Below are 20,613 nucleotides of genomic sequence, written 5' to 3' on the forward strand. Positions count from 1 at the left end.
GATATGTATTTAAATGTTGTGTACTAATTTTAATTTAAAACAAAAAAAAGGCCTGTCGTGATGACAAGCCTTTTATATTTATAGTTTACTAATACTATAGGAGCTTTGTTCACGACGACTGACGTAAATTGTTCCACCACCAAGTATTGTTTGTTATTGATTTCATAATGATTTTTGTTGCAACAAATATATAAAGGATATTCGATTATTCAAATACAAAAAAACGAAAAAAAATATATTTTTTTCGTTTTTTTGTTAAATTACAGAGTTGAATCAGTGGTTTTATTTAGCAACCAATTCGTTTTGATTTCGGAATACTAATTCGCCATCAAAAGCATCCAAAAGAATAATACTGTCGGTTTTGATATGTCCTGCCAAAATTTCTTTAGACAATTTGTTTAAAACATCTCTTTGTATTACCCTTTTTACTGGCCTTGCACCAAATTGTGGATCGTATCCTTTTTCAGATAAATAAGCAATTGCTTCCGGTGTTGCATCCATTGTTATGCCTTGTTGGGCTAGCATTTTGGTAACGCTTTTTAATTGTAAACCTACAATTTGACTAATATTTGCGTTGGTCAATGGCGTAAACATTACAATTTCATCAATACGGTTAATGAATTCCGGACGTACGGTTTGTTTTAATAAACTTAGCACTTCTACTTTAGCAGCTTCGGTAGCGGCTTCAAGACCTCCTTTTAAATTCTCAAATTTATCTTGAATAATCTGGCTTCCCATATTCGAGGTCATGATGATAATTGTGTTTTTGAAATCAGCCAAACGTCCTTTGTTATCTGTCAATCGTCCTTCGTCAAGTACTTGCAATAAAATATTAAAAGTATCCGGATGCGCTTTTTCAATTTCATCCAATAAAATAACAGAATATGGTTTTCTACGAACGGCTTCGGTCAGTTGTCCACCTTCGTCATAACCTACATATCCCGGAGGCGCACCAACCAATCGGCTTACACTGTGGCGTTCCTGGTATTCACTCATGTCAATACGCGTCATGGCATTTTCATCGTCGAATAAGTATTCGGCTAATGCTTTGGCCAATTCGGTTTTTCCAACACCGGTAGTTCCAAGGAAAAGGAAGGTTCCCACCGGTTTTTTCATGTCTTGTAAACCGGCACGGCTTCTGCGAACGGCGTCGCTCACGGCTTCAATCGCTTCTTCTTGGCCAACAACCCTGTGATGCAATTCATCTTCGAGTCGAAGTAGTTTTTCTCTTTCGCCCTGAAGCATTTTCACCACAGGAATTCCGGTCCATTTGGCTACTACTTCGGCAATATCTTCACGGGTAACTTCTTCTTTTATCAAAGAAGTTCCAGATTGATTTTCTTGCAATTGTTTTAATAAAACGGCTAATCGTTCTTGTGATTCTTTTATTTTACCGTAACGAATTTCGGCTACTTTTCCGTAATCTCCTTCACGTTCTGCACGTTCTGCTTCGTATTTGAAGTCTTCAATTTCTGTTTTTACCGCTTGAATACTATCGACAACATCTTTCTCTGATTTCCATTTGGCATAAATCTCGTTTCGGTCTTCTTTGAGGTTGGCCAAATCCATTCCTAAAATTTTGAGCTTGCTTTCGTCTTTCTCTCTTTTAATGGCTTCAATTTCAATTTCCAGTTGCATGATTTTTCGATCCAAAACATCTAATTCTTCTGGTTTTGAATTGATTTCCATGCGCAATTTCGAAGCAGCTTCATCCATTAAATCAATTGCTTTATCCGGAAGAAAACGATTGGTGATGTAACGCTGGGACAACTCAACTGCAGCAATAATAGCCTCGTCTTTGATTTGAACTTTATGATGTGTTTCGTATTTTTCCTTGATTCCACGAAGGATAGAAATGGCACTTTCGGTATCTGGTTCTTCCACCATTATTTTTTGAAAACGTCTTTCGAGTGCTTTGTCTTTTTCAAAATATTTTTGGTATTCGTCTAAAGTTGTTGCTCCAATAGCACGCAATTCACCACGAGCCAAAGCCGGTTTCAAGATGTTTGCCGCATCCATAGCGCCTTCGCCACCTCCTGCACCAACCAAAGTGTGAATTTCATCAATAAATAAAACAATATCGCCTTCGGCAGAAGTCACTTCTTTTACGACAGATTTCAAGCGCTCTTCAAATTCTCCTTTGTATTTAGCTCCCGCAATTAAGGCACCCATATCTAAGGAATAAACAATTTTATCCTTCAGGTTTTCTGGAACGTCACCATCTACGATACGATGCGCTAAACCTTCGGCAATGGCAGTTTTACCTACGCCGGGTTCTCCCACAAGCATTGGATTATTTTTGGTTCTTCGGGTTAGAATTTGCAAAACTCTTCGAATCTCTTCATCACGACCAATTACAGGATCGAGTTTTCCTGTTCTGGCCAGTTCATTAAGATTTTTGGCATATTTGTTCAAAGAATTATAGGTTTCTTCGGCAGATGCAGAAGTTACTCTTTCTCCTTTTCGCAATTCGTCAATAGCAGCTTTCAATCCTTTTTCGGTAACGCCTTGATCTTTTAATATTTGTGCTACTTTACTTTTTGAAGCAAAAATGGCCAGAATTAGATGTTCAATAGAAACGAATTCATCGTTCATTTTTTTGGCTATAATTTCGGCTTCGTTCAATGTTGTATTCGCAATTCGGGACAACATGATTTCTCCGCCGGAAACTTTTGGAAAACTTTGAATAGTGCTGTCTAAAATTTGTTCAAACAGCGGCACATTTACATTCAGTTTTTTCAAAATAAAAGGGGCAACATTTTCATCAACTTCAAAAATAGCTTTGAAAATATGTTCGTTTTCTATTTGTTGCTGACCAAAACCTTGGGCCAGTTGTTGTGAAAGCTGAATCGCTTCCTGTGATTTAATTGTAAATTTATTGATGTTCATGATTACAGTGTTTTAAGATTATTATTTCTGATTAAATAACTAACTTTGCATACCAACCATCAATTGATATTCCATACCTTAAAGTTACGACAAAATGTCTGTATAATAGGGTTTTAAGAAGTAAAGATTAAACTAAAATAAGACAAAATGAGCCTATTTAATTCCGTTTTTGGCAATTCGAAAACGCCGGATAATTCAAAAAATAACATTAACTGGATTCCATTAACCGATTTAGGTCAGTTGAATGAAATTATTGAATTATCGAATGAAAAACCGGTCGCTATTTTCAAACATAGCACCCGTTGCAGTGTGAGCAGAATGGCCTTAAAACAATTTGAAAATGAATTTAATAGCGCAGATTCCGTTGAAACCTATTTTCTGGATTTGATAGCTTATCGAGATGTTTCAAACGAAATTGCCACTCGATTTCAAGTGGTGCATCAATCGCCTCAGTTGGTATTAATAAAGGAAGGAAAGTCAGTTTATAATGCTTCGCACAGTGATATTGATGCTCAGGAATTAAAATCAAAAATATAAAAAAAGTAATTTTTCAGGAAATAAAAAAGGATGCCGTTTTGACATCCTTTTTTTATTTATAAAATTTTCAGGCTAATATAAATTAGGAAATTTAGCTGGATTAACTTCATTCATCATCGCATAGACTTTTTCGAAAATATCTTCGGCAGATGGCTTAGAAAAATAATCTCCATCGGTTCCGTAAGCTGGTCGGTGGGCTTTTGCAGTAAGTGTTTGCGGTTTACTATCCAGATACGAATAGGCGTCTTGTTGCTCAATAATTTGTTGTAAAATATAAGCTGAAGCACCACCTGGAACATCTTCGTCAATAATCAATAATCGATTGGTTTTTATAATACTTTTTACAATATCGTGATGAATGTCAAACGGGAGTAAGGATTGTACATCAATAATTTCACAGTCTATACCGATCTCTAATAACTCTTTGGCTGCTTGTTGTACTAATCTCAAAGTAGATCCATAGGAAACTAATGTAATATCTGTACCTTCTTTTAGGGTTTCAATTTCACCAATCGGCGTCTTGAATTCGCCATAATTTAACGGCATTCTTTCTTTCAATCGATAGCCATTAAGACATTCAATTACAAGTGCGGGTTCGTCACATTCTAACAGTGTATTGTAAAATCCGGCCGCTTGAGTCATATTTCTTGGAACCAAAACATGAATTCCTCTTATGGCATTAATGATCATTCCCATTGGGGAACCAGAATGCCAAATACCTTCTAATCGATGCCCACGAGTACGAATAATAAGAGGTGCTTTTTGTTTACCAACGGTTCTGTATTGTAAAGTAGCCAAATCGTCACTCATGATTTGAATGGCATACAATAAATAATCTAAATATTGAATTTCGGCAATTGGGCGAAGACCTCTTAAAGCCATTCCTATTCCTTGTCCAAGGATAGTTGCTTCTCGAATACCAACATCGGCAACACGAAGTTCTCCGTATTTTTCCTGCATGCCTTCTAAACCTTGATTCACATCACCAATGTTTCCCGCATCTTCTCCGAAAACTAATGTTTCAGGATATTTGGTAAAAATAGCGTCGAAGTTATCTCGCAAAATCATTCGGCCATCAATTTCTTCCTTGGTGTTCTCGTTGTATTCCGGAAGCACTTTTTTAGACGATAAAACATTTGATTCCGATTCTGAAAACAAATGACGACTAAACTTTTGTTGCGTTTTATCGGTGTATTTTGTTATCCATTGTGCTAATTCATTTTGACCTTCTTCATTGATTAACAGGCGTAAAGATTTTCGAGCTGTAACTAATATTTCCTTTTTTAAAGGGTCTTTAATTCGATCTAAATTAGCAGAATACTGTAGAATTTTATCTTTATTTTTACTGGAAAGAGCAATGTTCTCCAAGAGTGCAACCAGTTCTTTTTGTTCTTCAATTATAGGCTCAATAAAGGCTTTCCAAGCTTCTTTTTTGCTTTCAAGGACTTCTTTTTTGGTTGCCAAATCGATTTCTTCGAGCTCTTCAGGCGAAGCAATATTAATGGCAATCATCCATAATTTCATTTGACGAACACAATCAAACTCTTTTTCCCAAGCCAGTCGGGATGCATTTTTATATCTTTCGTGTGAACCGGAACTAGAGTGTCCTTGTGGTTGCGTTAACTGGTTTACATGAATTAAAACAGGAATGTGATTCTCGCGGGCAATTGTCGCTGCTTTTTCATAAGTAGCCACTAAGTCTACATAATCCCAGCCTTTTACGGTTAAAATTTCGAATCCGTTAGTTCCTTCTTCTCTTTGATATCCTTTCAAGATTTCAGAGATACTTTCCTTAGTTGTTTGGTGTTTGGCATGAACAGAAATTCCGTATTCATCGTCCCAAACACTCATCACCAATGGCACTTGTAAAACGCCTGCTGCATTTATAGTTTCGAAGAAAACGCCTTCAGAAGTGCTTGCATTTCCTATGGTTCCCCAAGCAATTTCATTTCCTCCGATAGAAAAATTGGAAGCATTTGTTATTCCTGAAACCTGTCTGTAAATTTTTGAAGCTTGTGCAAGTCCTAATAAACGGGGCATTTGCGCAGCTGTTGGAGAAATATCGGCACTTGAATTTTTTTGTTTGGTCAAATTTTTCCAAGTTCCGTCATCATTTAAACTGTGTGTTACAAAATGACCTCCCATTTGTCTTCCTGCCGACATAGGTTCTTGCTTAATATCGGTATGACCATATAATCCGGCAAAAAATTGTTGAACAGTCAATTGGCCAATAGCCATCATAAAAGTTTGATCTCGATAATATCCAGAACGGAAATCACCATTTTTAAATGATTTTGCCATTGCCAGTTGTGGAACCTCCTTTCCATCACCAAAAATACCAAATTTTGCTTTCCCTGTTAATACTTCCTTTCGTCCTAACAGGCTACATTCTCTGCTGGTTATGGCAATTTTGTAGTCTTTTAAGACTTCGGTTTTGAAATCTTCAAATGTCAATGCGGAATTGGTTTTTTCTTTTATCATAATTGAAAGGATCACTTATTGGGGCAAATTTACTTAAAAACTCGCTATTTTCATAATTGATTGCAGAAAATACAATTTTATTATTTACAATCAATTTCAAATAAAATACTTATTTATTTAAATTAAATTTAATGAAAAAGGTCTTTTTTAGAGAATAGTTTAATAATAGGTGGTTCTTTCTATTGTATTAAAGCCATTTTCTGGTAAAAAGATTAATTAATGTTTTAGGAGAAAAAGTAACAACAAAGCGTATTTTTTCATTATAATTCTTTTGTGCTATTTTCCATCCGTTATTTGAGTATACTGGGAAGTACAATTCAAAATAGTCTGTTACCAGATTTAAACGCACACCGCTGTCATAAACAAATTTTTCATTTTGTTGTTTATTCTTCAACAAACCAATATCGCCGTAGACTTCGAGCCAATTCCAAATATTAAAACTGGCATTCAAAGTTGTCATCCATTGATTGGCGAAGGGAGTATTTAATTTAGATTTGAAACCGCCTTCTGCCTGAATGTATTGTTGGCTAAAAAAACCGGTACTTTCTGATCTTCCATAATAATTATAATCAAACATGTAATCTGTTGGTCGGTCTAATGCAAAGCTAAAATAATCAGAAGCAGTTTTATTGTATAAAAAACTCCCTGCATAGAACCGTAAATTAATCTGACGGTTATTTTCAAAGAGTTTTCTAAACTCCATTTCTGTAGCTATTTTTCCAAATTTACCCGAAATTTGGACTTCTGAATTAAAATTGAAATGATTGATGACTTCCGTTCTGGTGTTTACATATTTAAGGTTAAAAACCGAATAATTTTCGGCTGAATTATCAATTATAAATTCGCTTTTTTCACGATTCACGACTACTTGACGCATGAGAATCAATTGTTTTCTATTGTCTCTAAAATTGCTTTCACGAATTCGTAATTGCACCATTGGATTGATTCTCATGTAAGAAGCATCTGGCGCATAATGAAAATATGAGCCCGAAACCGAATATCTTACATTAAAAAGGTTGCTGTTTCTGTAATTTTCGTTGACAACAAAAACCGCAGATCCCGATAAATTACTTGATTTTGTTGAATACGCCGGATTAATATCAAAAATAAAAGGCTTGTCTAAAATAGTTTTATTGTGGAGTCTTATTCCAGGAGAAAGTCCATCATAAAAATTATAAGTGAGTGTAGGAACATAAAGGACTTGGTTGTAATAGGGATCTTCTAAGTCTTTCATAAAGACAAATTTCACCGGTCTGTTGTTGGGAAAAAAACCATCTAATTTTTTCCAGTTGTTTCTCAAATTGTATTCCGGTACTTCATTTTTATAATTCAAAACAATTTTGTCAGCATTTTTTCGTGCCAATGTAAATGTACTGTCGCATTCTTCGATGTCTAACCATTGTTTAAAAACAACTGCACCTTTTTTGGTACCATAAACCGGAATTGGAATCGGAGCGCCAGTTTTATTTTTTACAGAAAAAGTAATGCTGTCTTTTGTTCTGGTGACATCGGTAAATTTATAATCAATAATGTCACGAGAATCAATAATGGTAGTAAAAAACCAATTGATATCCTTAGTAGTATTTGATTTTAGCAGAGTTTCAAAATCAGTTCTTGACGTTTGTTGTGCCATATTCAGCGCATAAAATTGGCGAATACTCGTTGTGACTGCATTGTTTTGCAAGTATTGGTCTAAAAATCGAATGCTTAAACCAGCTCTGTATTTACTTGCAATTTGTTCGTTAAATTTAATTAATGCCGTTTTTGAACTTCCCAATGGTTGGTCCAGATTTTTTCGGGCCATAAGCATGTAAAAATAGCTGTATTGCTCATTAAAATCTAAGTTGGTCAAATTATAGCTTTTTAATAAACCTATATTTGAGGCACTGCCAAGCATCTTGCTCTCCGGATGATGCTCTTCTATATATTTCATCATCGCATAGACTTGAATTCCATCATAAATCCAATTGTCTTTTCTAGGATCCAGACGCAGACTGTTTTTCAAATATATGTTCAAATAGGTTTTCAGGAATTTAATTTCATACATAAATTCATCTGAAAACGGACTAATAAAAGAAGGCAGTTGATTCAACCCATAAAACGGATTTCGTTCATAATCTGCTTGCGAAACGACAATTTTTTCATGCGGGTATTTCCCAATTAAATCAGTAGCGAAATTTACGATTCGATCTACAACAATAGCCTTTTGAATATCATCTAATTTGTTGTTTTTCATGTTCGTCAGCACTTCGGTCGAACTGTTTTTGTAACTGTAAAAACTCAATTTTGGCTCTATAAAAAGACTGAAATCGGTTCTGTTTTTACCCGTTAATTGATAGGTAGAAAAAGATTTGCTTTGGGATTGTGGTCCGTGATTCAAATCAGTTGTTAGAGCAGTATTTCTAGGGATTTTTATGTCAATGTCAAAATCTGAAACCGCATTCGCAGCATCATCTAAATTATTGTTGCTGTAGGTAAGGAACGCATTATTTTCATAACGGGCAGGAGTGATGAACCAGTCTTTCAGATTCATTCCGCCTGCATCGGTGTAGCCGTATTTAGTAAATTTATCGCTCGGAACTTTGACCGTGTAGGTTAGATATAAAGTAATTTTTTGTTTTGGAGCTAGTTTTTCTCTCAATTCAACTTCAATATAATCCGGATTTTTTTTAGTTCTTTTCCAGTTCAGAAATAACTTGTTTGGAGCAATGATGGTCAGGTTTTTTGTACTTCCGCGCTCTTCTTCCTTGGCTAAATGAAATCCTCTGTAAAATTCATCAGAAAAACGTCTTCCCAAAGGCGTATTTTTATCGGAATAAGCATTGTTCCAATTATTTAAAATAATAGCCGTTAAAGAATCATTTGATTGATTAAAAAACGTGATTTCTTGTTGAATATTTAGTGTTTTATGCTCCAGATTCACTTCAACCGAAAGTTGGGAATGGTGCTGGGCAAACTGTTTTCCAGAAGCCAAAAAAACAAGAAAATAGAATGCTATTTTATAAATTGATTTCAATAAGTTGAATTTTAAAAACTAAAACCAATATACGTATTATTGCCTACAAAAAGAATAAAAATTACTCTTAAAACAGGTTTTATTTTAAACAGCTCAATCGTTTAGAAATTAGGACTTAAATCATATTTTTTGTAGAATTTATCCAGAACAGCAACCACTTCGTCTTCGGTATCTACAATTTTAAATAAATCTAAATCTGTAGCGCTTACTGTTTGTTCTTTTTCAACCAAAACCGTTTTTATCCAAGAAACTAATCCGGACCAAAAATCAGTTCCAACTAAAATAATAGGGAATTTTCCAATTTTTTTCGTCTGAATCAAAGTGATGGCTTCAAACAATTCATCCATAGTTCCAAAACCGCCAGGCATCACAACAAATCCTTGTGAATACTTAACAAACATGACTTTTCGAACAAAAAAGTAATCAAAATTCAGATTTTTGTCGTGGTCAATATAAGGGTTAAAATGCTGTTCAAAAGGCAACTCAATATTCAATCCCACCGAAGTTCCGCCCCCCAAATGAGCTCCTTTATTTCCGGCTTCCATAATCCCCGGACCACCGCCGGTAATCACGCCATAACCCGCTTTACTGATTTTGTAAGCAATTTTTTCGGCCAATAAATAATAAAAATCTCCGGGTTTTATTCGCGCTGATCCAAAAATAGTCACACACGGTCCAATGCGTCCCATAGCTTCGTATCCATTGACAAACTCAGCCATAATTTTAAAAATTGCCCAGCTGTCATTGGTCTTAATCTCATTCCAAGTTTTTTGTTTCAATCGGTCTTGAATGATTTTATCTTCATCATTATCAAAATCTTCTAATCTCATTTTTATCTTTTTTTGGAGCTATTTCCAGCTATCCGTTACAATCTTTTTAGTCCTGAAAAAATCAGAACTAAAAAGGATTTTCACTACTATCTGGGCTAGGGCATCCTGTTTTAATTCCACATTTTTATTAAAATTACATAAAGTAATGAAACTAGAGTAATTCTTTTTTCAAAAACTGTGCTGTATAGCTTTTCTTGTTTTTTATAATTTCTTCAGGTGTTCCTTTGGCAACAAGTTGTCCACCGCCTTTTCCACCCTCAGGTCCAATGTCTATGATGTAATCCGCCAGTTTAATGACGTCCATATTATGTTCGATAATCAAAATTGTATTGCCTTTGTCTACCAGTTTATTAATCACCTCCATCAACACTCTGATATCTTCAAAATGCAGTCCGGTTGTAGGCTCATCCAAAATATAAAACGTATTTCCGGTATCTTTTTTAGACAATTCACCAGCCAGTTTTATTCGCTGCGCTTCACCACCCGAAAGCGTGGTACTTTGTTGTCCAAGTGTAATATAGCCCAGTCCAACATCCTGAATCGTTTTTACTTTTCGATAAATTTTCGGAATATTTTCAAAGAAAGGAACTGCTTCATCAACCGTCATATTCAACACATCCGAAATGGATTTTCCTTTATATCGAATTTCCAAAGTTTCTCTGTTAAAACGCTTACCCTGACAGGTTTCACATTCTACATAAACATCTGGTAAAAAGTTCATTTCAATCGTTCGTACTCCGGAACCTTCACATGTTTCGCATCTTCCGCCTTTGACATTAAAACTGAAACGACCCGCTTTATAACCTCGAATCATACTCTCCGAAGTCATTGTAAACAAGTTTCTAATTTCGGTGAAAACTTCAGTATAAGTTGCCGGATTTGAGCGTGGTGTTCTTCCAATCGGGCTTTGGTCTATATCAATTACTTTGTCAATATGTTCTAAACCTTCAATTTTTTTGTACGGTTTTGGAATTTTTACGCCATTAAAATAATACGCATTCAAAATCGGATACAGCGTTTCATTAATCAAAGTCGACTTTCCACTTCCTGAAACTCCGGTCACGCAAATCATTTTGCCCAAAGGCAATTCAATCGAAACATTTTTCAGGTTATTTCCCGTTGCTCCGGTAAGTTTTAGGGATTTTCCATTGCCTTCCCGACGTTTTTTTGGCACTTCAATTTTCATTTCGCCATTCATGTACATCGCTGTGATGGTATGCGCTGCAAGGATTTCGGCCGGAGTTCCTTTACTGATGATTTCTCCGCCATATTTCCCCGCTTTTGGACCAATATCAATCACATAATCCGCGCGTTCAATCATGTCTTTATCATGTTCTACCACAATGACAGAATTACCAATATCGCGCAATTGTTCCAGAGAATGAATCAATTTATCATTGTCCCTTTGGTGTAAACCAATACTCGGTTCATCCAAAATATATAAAACGCCAACTAATTGTGAACCAATTTGCGTCGCTAATCGTATGCGTTGTGCTTCACCGCCTGAAAGTGATTTTGAACTTCGGCTTAAAGCCAAATAATCTAAACCAACATTCATCAAGAAAGCCAATCGGTCTTTAATTTCTTTAATGACTTCGGTAGCAATACGTTTTTGTTTATCGGATAAATGGTGGTCTAAATCCAGAAACCAAGCCGTCAAATCCGAAATGTCCATATCACATAATTCAGTAATGCTTTTTTCGTTGATTTTAAAGAACATCGCTTCTTTTTTCAATCGGGAACCTTCGCAAACCGGACATTTTATTTCGTCCATAAATGCGGCAGCCCAACGTTTTATAGTTGTTGAACCACTTTCGTCATGTTGGTTTTTGATAAAATGCGAAATTCCTTCAAAATCAATTTTATATTCTCGGGCGACTCCCAAAGCGGTTGAATTGACAACAAACTTTTCTTTTCCGCCATTCAAAATCATTTCCATCGCTTCTTCCGAAATATTTTCAACTGCATCGGTTAATTTGAAGCCATATTTTTCGCCAATAATTTCTAATTGTTTAAAAATCCAAGACGATTTATATTCGCCCAAAGGAGCAAAACCGCCATTTTTTATAGTCAATTTTGGATTTGGAATAATCTTTTTGATATTGATTTCATTCACCGTTCCTAAACCGTTGCAATGATCACAAGCACCTTTTGGGGAATTAAAAGAAAACAAATTGGGTTCCGGATTCTGATACGAAATTCCTGTTGTTGGACACATTAAATTCCTACTGAAATAACGTACTTCGTCAGTATCTTGGTCTAAAACCATCAATACATTTTCGCCGTGATGCATGGCAGTATTGATACTTTCGGATAATCGTTTTTCATTATCTGGCGTGTTTTCAATAAGCATTCGATCCACCACAATTTCGATATCGTGTGTTTTGTATCGGTCTAATTTCATCCCTGAAACCAAATCCTGAATACCGCCATTCACGCGAACTTTCAAAAATCCTTGTTTGGTAATTTGCTGAAAAAGTTCAGCATAATGTCCTTTTCTGGCGCGAATAACAGGCGCTAAAATATTGATGCGTTTTCCGATAAAATCCTGAATAATCAAATCCTTGATTTGCTCATCGGAATAGGAAACCATTTTTTCGCCGGTATTATAACTATAAGCATCTGCACCACGGGCGTAAAGCAAACGAAGGAAATCGTAAATTTCAGTTATGGTACCAACAGTTGAGCGCGGACTTTTGCTGGTTGTTTTTTGCTCAATGGCAATAACAGGGGAGAGTCCGTCAATTTTATCCACATCGGGCCGTTCTAAACCACCAAGAAATTGTCTCGCATAAGCCGAGAAAGTTTCTACATAGCGGCGTTGTCCTTCGGCATAAATAGTGTCAAATGCCAGTGATGATTTTCCAGAACCCGAAAGTCCGGTAATCACAACCAGTTTTTCACGAGGAATGGAAATGTCTATATTTTTAAGATTGTGTACTCGGGCACCTTGAACGTCAATCGTATTGTCTTTGTCTAACATAATTTTTGCAAAAAAGCAAAGTTACCATTTTGATTGATTCTTTCGGTACAACAGTTTAGAAGTTTATGTTAAAAGAAGTATTAAAAATTATTCTATCGTCATTGATTTTAGTTTGGTTCTGTAGGCTTCCAGAGCTATAGATTTTGATATGAAACCAAAATATTTATCATTTTTGAGTACGGGTAAGAATGCTTTTCTTGATTTTTCAAATTTGTTCATGACTAATTCCATGCTGTCATCCGGATGGATAATCTCAATTGGTTGAACCATTATTTCTTTGACCAATGTATATTTTACTCTGTAAGTATTGAATATAATTTCTCTGATATCATTAAAATGAACAATGCCCAACAACCTGTTTTCATCGTCTACAACGGCAAATATGACTTGGTTGGAATGCGAAATCAAATCAACTAATTTTGTCAGGTTTTCATTTGGAGTGACTGTTAAATAATCCGTTTGGATAATCGAATTGGTGTCCAGAGTTGATAAGATATTTGTGTCTTTATTACTGGTAAAAGCATGTCCTTTTTTGGCTAAGTTTTTAACATCCATTGAATGTTTTTCAAAGCGTTTAGAGATAGCAAAACTGATAGAAGAAACAATCATCAGCGGAATCATCAAGCTGTAACCACCTGTAATTTCTGCAATAAGGAAAATAGCTGTCAAGGGTGCATGAAACAAACCGCTTAGGATTCCGGCCATTCCTACCATTGTAAAATTACTGATTGGCAATTTTGTCAAACCAGTTAAGTTTAGAAATTTAGAAAAGAAAAAACCAACATACGATCCCAAAAACAGAGAAGGAGCAAAATTTCCTCCGTTTCCGCCACTACTTAATGTGATTCCTGTGGCAAACACTTTTACCATCATGGTACAACCCACAAAAAGTAAAAGTACCCAACTGTTATTTCTGAAATCGCTGAATAAAGTGTTTTCTAATAATCGTCCCGGATCATTTTGCGATAATACTTTGATACTTTCGTACCCTTCTCCAAAAAGTGTTGGAAAAATAAAAATGAGAATTGCCAGAATTGAAGAACCGAATAATGCTTTTTTGTAAGGTCTGAGTTTTAAACGGCCAAAAAAATGTTCAACTCTTTGAAAATTTCTGGAGTAATATATGGATATGATTCCTGTGAATAACCCCAATAAAATATAGAAAGGAATGTTGTGATAATCAAAGTTTTGTTGTTGTTTGAAAGACAATAAAATTTCCTCGTCCAATAGAATTACCGAAACTAAAGCTCCTGTCGCTGCCGAAATCATAATTGGAGTAAATGCTGAAATACTGACATCAACCAATAACACTTCTATTGCAAATAATACCCCGGCAATTGGCGCATTAAAGGCGGCGGCAATCCCGGCGGCAACTCCACAACCAATGAGAAGCGTTCGGTCTTTATAGCTTAACTTATATTTTTGGGCATAATTAGATCCAAAAGCGGCGCCCGTAATTACAATAGGACTTTCTAAACCGGCAGAACCTCCTAAACCTACAGTAAGGGAACTGGTAACGATTTGGGCATACATTTGCTTTTTTGGAATAATACTTGCTTTTTTGGCAACAGCATATAAAATCTGAGAAGTTCCTTTTTGAATTGTTCCTCCCAAAACGCGTTTGATGACCAAAACGGTGAGCAGAATACCGATTATGGGTAAAATACTATTCAGAAAACCCAGTTTCAAAATACCGCTGACATAAGTAGCAAAAGAAAATACCCAATGCGCAAAAGTTTTTAAAACAATTACAGCAAAAGCAGCAGAAATACCAACTAAAACAGCTGATAAAAATATAAACTGCTTTGGCGTTATTTTTGTTTGAGACCAAGCAATGATGCTTTCTAACTTGTAAATAAACTTTTTGAACATTTGTCTTTAATGAACGCGCTAAATTACTACTATATTAATTTATCTGATATTTTTTAAAGCTTCTTTTTTACTCAATGGTTTTAAATCGCTGTTAAGAACAAAATTCCGAATCGCTTCGGGATTTGTTTTTGCATATTCGCGTAACGCCCAGCCAATTGCTTTTTGGATAAAAAATTCTTTCGAATCTTGGTGTTTTTTACAGATTTCTTTTAGTAAATCAAAATTGGTTTTCTCTTTATAACCCAATTGAAATAAAATAGCACTTCGGTTCAACCACTTATTTTCTGAACAGGAAAAACCATCAATTACTGAATCAATTTCTGCGGGGAATTCCATTAAATATGTGCCCAACATGTATTTTGCAATCGTATCGACACTATCCCACCAAGAGTTGGTTATTATAAGTTTTTCAATAAATTCAATGTCTTTTTTAGTGTAATTTCCTTTGAGTTCTTTTATTAATATTTCAATGGCGCAATAATGAAATTCGCGTTCTTGTTTTGAATATAATGTTTCAGCAATTGCTCTTGCGTTTGCTGAAACTTCTATTTTGTTTTCTTTCCAAATTGCCGAGAAAATACGTCTCCGTTCGTCTGTTTTTATTCCAAAAAAAGGAAAATTATTCTTCATGTATTTTGACATGGCAAAAGCATTTTCCGGATTTTTATTTGCCGCAAAAGCGTTTTCTAAAGCAATTATAAAGTTCATACATTTTTATTTCAAACTGTTCTAAAATCCTACAGCAGTATCATCGCCTCTAAAATCTGCGCCACCTTCAATTTTTCCATTAGGTAAAACTAAAATAGCATCTACTTTCCCGATTACCGGAGTCGTTTTTTCGTTGATTATATATCCTTTTGATTTCAATGAATCAAAGGTTCTATTGTCAAAAGTATTGGGCTCAAAAGTGATTAAATCCGGTAGCCATTGATGATGAAAACGAGGAGCGTTTACTGCTTCCTGCATACTAAAACGATATTCATAAACATTTAAAATCGTTTGTAACACCGAAGTAATAATGGTTGAACCTCCCGGCGAACCAACAACCATAAATAATTTTCCGTTTTTTTCAACGATGGTTGGAGTCATCGAACTTAACATTCGTTTTTGTGGCGCAATGCTGTTGGCTTCGTTTCCTACAAGTCCAAACATATTGGGTTCTCCGGGTTTCGCACTAAAATCATCCATTTCATTATTTAGAAAAAAGCCCAATTCATTACAATAATATTTAGAACCATAACCATCATTTATTGTCGTAGTGGCTGCAACTGAATTCCCAAATTGGTCTACGATTGAATAATGTGTCGTTTCGGTACTTTCGTTATAATTTACTTTACCTTCCTTAATTTCCGATGATAATGTGGCTTTTTCAAAACTAAAATTAGACATGCGTTGTTTTAAATACGCATCATCCATTAATGCTTTTAGTGGAATTTTTACAAAATCAGGATCTCCTAAATAATAACTTCTGTCCGCATAGGCTCTCCTTTCGGCTTCTACAATAATTTGAATGGCTTCTGCTGAATTATGTCCCATTTTGGCTAAATCATAAAGGGCAATCATCTTCATAATCTCGGCCAGACAAATTCCACCGCTGCTGGGAGGAGGCATCGAAATTATTTTTAAATCTTTATAATTGAAAGTCAAAGGCGTTCTCCATTTGGCTTCATATTTGGATAAATCTTTTCGGGTGATTATAGCTCCTTTTTGTTGCAAATACTTTACTAGTATTTTGGCTGTTTTTCCTTTATAAAATTCGTTTTTCCCTTTTTTTGAAATTCGTTTTAAAGTTTCAGCCAAAGCAGGATATTTGATGGTGTCATTTTGTTTAAAAACAGTAGCAAACAATGTTTTATCTCCGTTAACTTTGATGATTTCGGCTCTGTAATCATTTAGTCTTCGTTCTTGTCTTCGGGTAACAATAACTCCTTTTTCGGCTAATGCTATAACGGGTTTCAAAATTTCGGACATGGGTAAGGAACCTAATTTTTTATGTACTGCAAATACTCCGGCAATGGTTCCGGGAACTCCTATAGCAAGAGGAGATTCAGTGCTTTTACCCTTTATAACTTTTCCGTTTTGATCCAGAAACATATCTTTTGTGGCTGCCAAAGGTGCTTTTTCGCGATAATCTAAGGAACCAATTTCGCCATTTGCTTTGCGGTACACCATAAAACCGCCTCCGCCAATGTTTCCGGCATAGGGGTAGGCTACTGCCAAGGCTAATTCGGTAGCAACCATGGCATCAAAGGCATTTCCACCTTTTTTCATGATTTCAACACCAATTTTTGAAGCTTCTTCTCGTGCCGAAACTACCATTGCTTTATCGGAAATTAACCCGGTTTGTGCAATGGTTTTATTTGAAATTAGGAAAGTTAAAAAGCAAAGAATCAGCATTGTTTTTTTCATAGGGACTTTAATTTCATTAGGGATTGATTCCTTAATTCTTCGAAGAAAAGGGTAAATTCAGCTTCAAATTCCGGATAGTATTTTTCAAGTTCGTTGGTTGAAAACCGCATTTTGGATTGATTATTAGTACGGCTGTCCATTTGAGTCAAAATGCGATTAATTCCTTCAACAGTTTGGTAGCTTACTAACCAATTATATTTTGTCATGTAAGGCAATAAGTTTTGGGTTTTGAGCGTCAAAATAGTTTGATTCTCCTGAAGGGATTTGTAAAATCGTTCCGTGTAGTCTTCTAATTTTTCATCGGAATAAAGATTCCAGTTTTTCGCTAAAAAATGATCGTAAAAAACATCTACGATTACTCCGGCATAATGGTGATAATTTTCGTGCAACTTCTTAGTGCTTTGTCGGAAAACAGGATGTGCATCTGTAAAAGTATCAATGAACCGATGCAAAATAATTCCTTTTTGAATCTCAGGATGATAATTTTCAAACTGTTTTCCGCGAATACCATCAGCCATAAAATTGCCGATTTTAATCAAATCATTATCTCCCGAAAGATAGATGTGGGCTAGAAAATTCATTTTTTAAGCTGGGATTAGGTACAGTACTAAATATGTTTTTGTAAATATAAAAAATACAGAACGCTTTAGCTGATAAATCTAAAGGATAAAAAACGGTTTTAAGAAATAATTAGTTCTTTCCTTTTTTTGTAGCATTAAACAATTTGACAAATCGCTCTGCAAGATTTGTTTTTGTAGAATAGGAATTGATTAAAACAGGTTGTTTAAGTTTTAAAATGCTGTCTATCACAGATTGAATTTTCTTATCTGAATCTGAATCTGCCAAAGGAAGAAAATGAAAATCTTGGTTGTAATGGCGCATGATTTTAGTTTCTTTTTCAACCAAAACTTTATCTATTTTTTGATCCATTATACAAACTACATTTTCTATTTTTCCGGTTAATATAAAACCAAAATATTCATCGTCTGTTGGGTACGGAGTGTAATAAATGTGTTTTTGTAGTTTGACAATTTTTCCGCGCTCAAAACTTTTTAAAGTATCAATATTATTAGAACCGAGCTCACTTTTAATTTTGATGGCGCTATTTTCATTTTCTATTATGTTTTTAAAAACATTGGCTCTGTCTTTACCAAGATAGCAATGAACATAATATTTCCCTTTAAAAGTTCGGGCGATATCCTGAATTTTGAGGATAGAAGTATTATTGTCATCAATCCAAGGAAGCATAGGAATCGAAATTAATTTCATTTCAACTTCAGTAGTATTTTTGATTTCTTTTTCCATCAAAATGGGTTCTGCCGGAATAACCATTTTATTCAATAATGAAATAATTGCAGTGTAATTTTGATCTTTTAGTTCTGCAATTTTATCGGCATCAGGATAAGGTCCAAAATGGAATTCTGCGTTAGCACTTTTATTAAAATCGGTGTCGTCTGCGCTTGAATTAATTAAGAGTTCCGGTTTAAAACTAAAAATATATAAGGAAACCAACAAGGCAATTCCGGAAAACACTAACATTAAGTTTTTACTGGAAGTACTTTTGGATTTAATAAAGAAACGATTCACAAAGATGGTTAAGAATAAAACTACCACTAAAAAAAGAAGAACTACTATTTTTTGAACGGTACTTTCATTTGATTCAGTCCAGTTTTCGGCCGCTGCTTTCTCAGCAATCATTCGTGTTGGACCTACAGTTAACATTAATAAACCTAAAGGGAATACTAAACTTAAACCAAAGAAAGAAAAAAGTATTACGCTTTTAAGTTTGTTGTTTCCGGTATTTTTATTGCTCATAATTGATTGTTTACTTTTCTTAATTTTTTTAGAAAACAGTTAAATTCTTATTCATTGGAATATTACTAATAATTTTTGGAATCTGTTTTTCAGTTCAAAAAAGGGTAGGGCACCTGTATTAATTATTAAAAACGCCGTTAAAGCATATATTGTAAATTTACAGAAATGTTTGTTTCAGTTTGGTATTTACTCGGAGTATATTCTTGTCTGTTGAAACCTGCTTGAACTCCCAAAATTATTTTTTTATAAAGTACTTTGTTGTATCCAGCTCCCATTCTATAGGAACTTAACGAAATCCTTTCGTCAAATTGCGATATGGTTTCTCTTTCATCCGGGGATGTTCCGTAACCTGCGTTTACAGAAAAATAATCAAATCGGGAATTAAAATAATATCTATAGGTGGAAGAAAAAGAAGGATAAGGTTTCTTTTGACCCAGTTGCATGTAGGATTTAATATTTAACCAACCTGGTCCAATGTATTTTCCAATACCTATTGCGGCAGAATAATTCTCATTATTTATGGTTTTGTTGTATCGCATACCCAATTCGCTTTCCCAACCTTTCCCTAAATTTTGAAAAAAAGAATAGCTTAATCTTACTTTCGGAAAAATACGATCGTTGCTTAAACCAATATTAAAAAAGGAATAATTCTTTTTAGAAGTTTTATAATAAGTTTCAAACTCGTACATCGAACCCGAAAGTATACTTTGATTATTCGATTGTCTGTCGTTGTAATTGTATCGGCCTATTAAGGTTAAATTTTTAAGTTGTTTGACGAGTTGTAAACTCGTATAATTCCATGGACCAACTCCTGGTCGATTAAAAAAAGTTGTCGTGTTGCTTAAACCGATTCGGTCAGAAAAAGAAACCAGCTTGATGTCATATAATTGATCTTTCAGGCTACTGTCATCCGGATATTTTGTTATCAAAAACTCTAAATAATCAGCAGATGTTTTTGCATCATTTTCTAAATTCAAAGCACGAAGTTTCAGTAAATAAAATTCTTTTTCTTCCGGATAAAGTGCTAATCCTTGGTCAATTGTTTTTACTGCTGCACTGGCATTATTGCTTTCAATTTCTAATAGGGTCAAATACGAAAACGCTTCTTTGTATTTTGGGTTTTTAATGATAACATGATTAAAATAATAGCGCGCACTGTCTATTTCATGGGTCATTTTATAAGCTCTTCCTAATGCAATATGAAAATCCAAATAATTGGGCGCATTCTTAATTCCTAAATGACCAAGTTCAATTGCTTTACTATAATTTTTTTCTACAGAAATCAATTTATTAGTTACAACTAATAGACTATCAGTATTGACTTTTTTTTGAGCAAATGTATAAGTGTTTGCTAACAATAATGCCAAAAATAAGAGGTGTCTAAATTTCATATTATAATTTATTACGTTGTTTTTATCAAATACCAATGGTTTAGTTTTTTATTAATTCAAAAAATTGAATTGTTTTGCAGTCAACTGCTTAAAAAAAACAATTGTAATTTAGTAGCTACGGCTTAAAAAATAAATATGGGTAAACTAAATAATTAATTTCACAAAGTACTTTCAAAGATGCCCGTTCTATTTACAATTTCTAAACAAATTATGTATTTTAATACAAAAGTAATGATTTTTACATTAAATGACTTGATATGTTCTTCATGAATTTTAAGTAGTCCTTTTCTTGTGTCGAATCAGGTAAAACTTTAAGTATGCAATATGTCTTTTAATTAAAAATAAAGACAGAATTTTTTAAAACATGTTTCATAAGTCTGAATACAACTC

At 34.5% G+C, this 20,613-nt stretch carries 12 protein-coding genes; 1 reads left to right on the top strand and 11 read right to left on the bottom strand.

Features of this window, described 5'->3' with window-relative positions; all coding sequences use genetic code 11:
- Positions 1-282 precede the first annotated feature (282 nt).
- A complete protein-coding gene (gene clpB / locus O6P34_RS09615; RefSeq protein WP_269684294.1) occupies positions 283-2,889 on the bottom strand; it encodes an ATP-dependent chaperone ClpB in 2,607 nt (868 codons plus the stop codon).
- Between the two features lie 147 nt (positions 2,890-3,036).
- Between clpB and ytxJ the strand changes: the two genes are divergently transcribed.
- Positions 3,037-3,426 (top strand): bacillithiol system redox-active protein YtxJ, encoded by a 390-nt coding sequence (gene ytxJ, locus O6P34_RS09620; RefSeq protein WP_269684295.1) that lies wholly within the window; start codon positions 3,037-3,039, stop codon positions 3,424-3,426.
- Positions 3,427-3,498: 72 nt separating this feature from the next.
- On the opposite strand, the gene O6P34_RS09625 is transcribed toward ytxJ, so the two are convergent.
- From O6P34_RS09625 to O6P34_RS09670, 10 genes are all read right to left on the bottom strand, one after another.
- A complete protein-coding gene (locus O6P34_RS09625) occupies positions 3,499-5,907 on the bottom strand; it encodes an alpha-ketoacid dehydrogenase subunit alpha/beta (protein ID WP_269684296.1) in 2,409 nt (802 codons plus the stop codon).
- 187 nt (positions 5,908-6,094) lie between these two features.
- Positions 6,095-8,923: a gluzincin family metallopeptidase gene (locus O6P34_RS09630; protein ID WP_269684297.1), complete on the bottom strand. Its 2,829-nt coding sequence runs from the start codon at positions 8,921-8,923 to the stop codon at positions 6,095-6,097.
- A gap of 101 nt (positions 8,924-9,024) precedes the next feature.
- On the bottom strand, positions 9,025-9,753 hold the full coding sequence (locus O6P34_RS09635) for an LOG family protein (protein ID WP_269684298.1): 729 nt from the start codon (positions 9,751-9,753) through the stop codon (positions 9,025-9,027).
- A gap of 151 nt (positions 9,754-9,904) precedes the next feature.
- Positions 9,905-12,736 (bottom strand): excinuclease ABC subunit UvrA, encoded by a 2,832-nt coding sequence (uvrA, locus tag O6P34_RS09640; RefSeq protein WP_269684299.1) that lies wholly within the window; start codon positions 12,734-12,736, stop codon positions 9,905-9,907.
- 87 nt (positions 12,737-12,823) lie between these two features.
- Positions 12,824-14,608 carry a chloride channel protein gene (locus O6P34_RS09645; RefSeq protein WP_269684300.1) on the bottom strand — a complete coding sequence of 595 codons (1,785 nt, stop codon included), beginning with the start codon at positions 14,606-14,608 and terminating at the stop codon, positions 12,824-12,826.
- Positions 14,609-14,647: 39 nt separating this feature from the next.
- A complete protein-coding gene (locus O6P34_RS09650) occupies positions 14,648-15,316 on the bottom strand; it encodes a DNA alkylation repair protein (RefSeq protein WP_269684301.1) in 669 nt (222 codons plus the stop codon).
- Positions 15,317-15,337: 21 nt separating this feature from the next.
- On the bottom strand, positions 15,338-17,017 hold the full coding sequence (gene ggt, locus O6P34_RS09655) for a gamma-glutamyltransferase (RefSeq protein WP_269684302.1): 1,680 nt from the start codon (positions 17,015-17,017) through the stop codon (positions 15,338-15,340).
- Positions 17,014-17,598, bottom strand: coding sequence for an acyl carrier protein phosphodiesterase (locus O6P34_RS09660; protein WP_269684303.1), 585 nt, complete (start codon positions 17,596-17,598; stop codon positions 17,014-17,016). The genes ggt and O6P34_RS09660 overlap by 4 nt, the downstream gene beginning before the upstream one ends.
- A 109-nt stretch (positions 17,599-17,707) precedes the next feature.
- Positions 17,708-18,832: a protein-tyrosine phosphatase family protein gene (locus O6P34_RS09665; RefSeq protein WP_269684304.1), complete on the bottom strand. Its 1,125-nt coding sequence runs from the start codon at positions 18,830-18,832 to the stop codon at positions 17,708-17,710.
- Between the two features lie 137 nt (positions 18,833-18,969).
- Positions 18,970-20,223 (bottom strand): YaiO family outer membrane beta-barrel protein, encoded by a 1,254-nt coding sequence (locus O6P34_RS09670; protein WP_269684305.1) that lies wholly within the window; start codon positions 20,221-20,223, stop codon positions 18,970-18,972.
- Positions 20,224-20,613: the final 390 nt, after the last annotated feature.

The sequence above is a fragment of the Flavobacterium lacustre genome (assembly GCF_027474525.2).
GTDB lineage: Bacteria > Bacteroidota > Bacteroidia > Flavobacteriales > Flavobacteriaceae > Flavobacterium > Flavobacterium lacustre.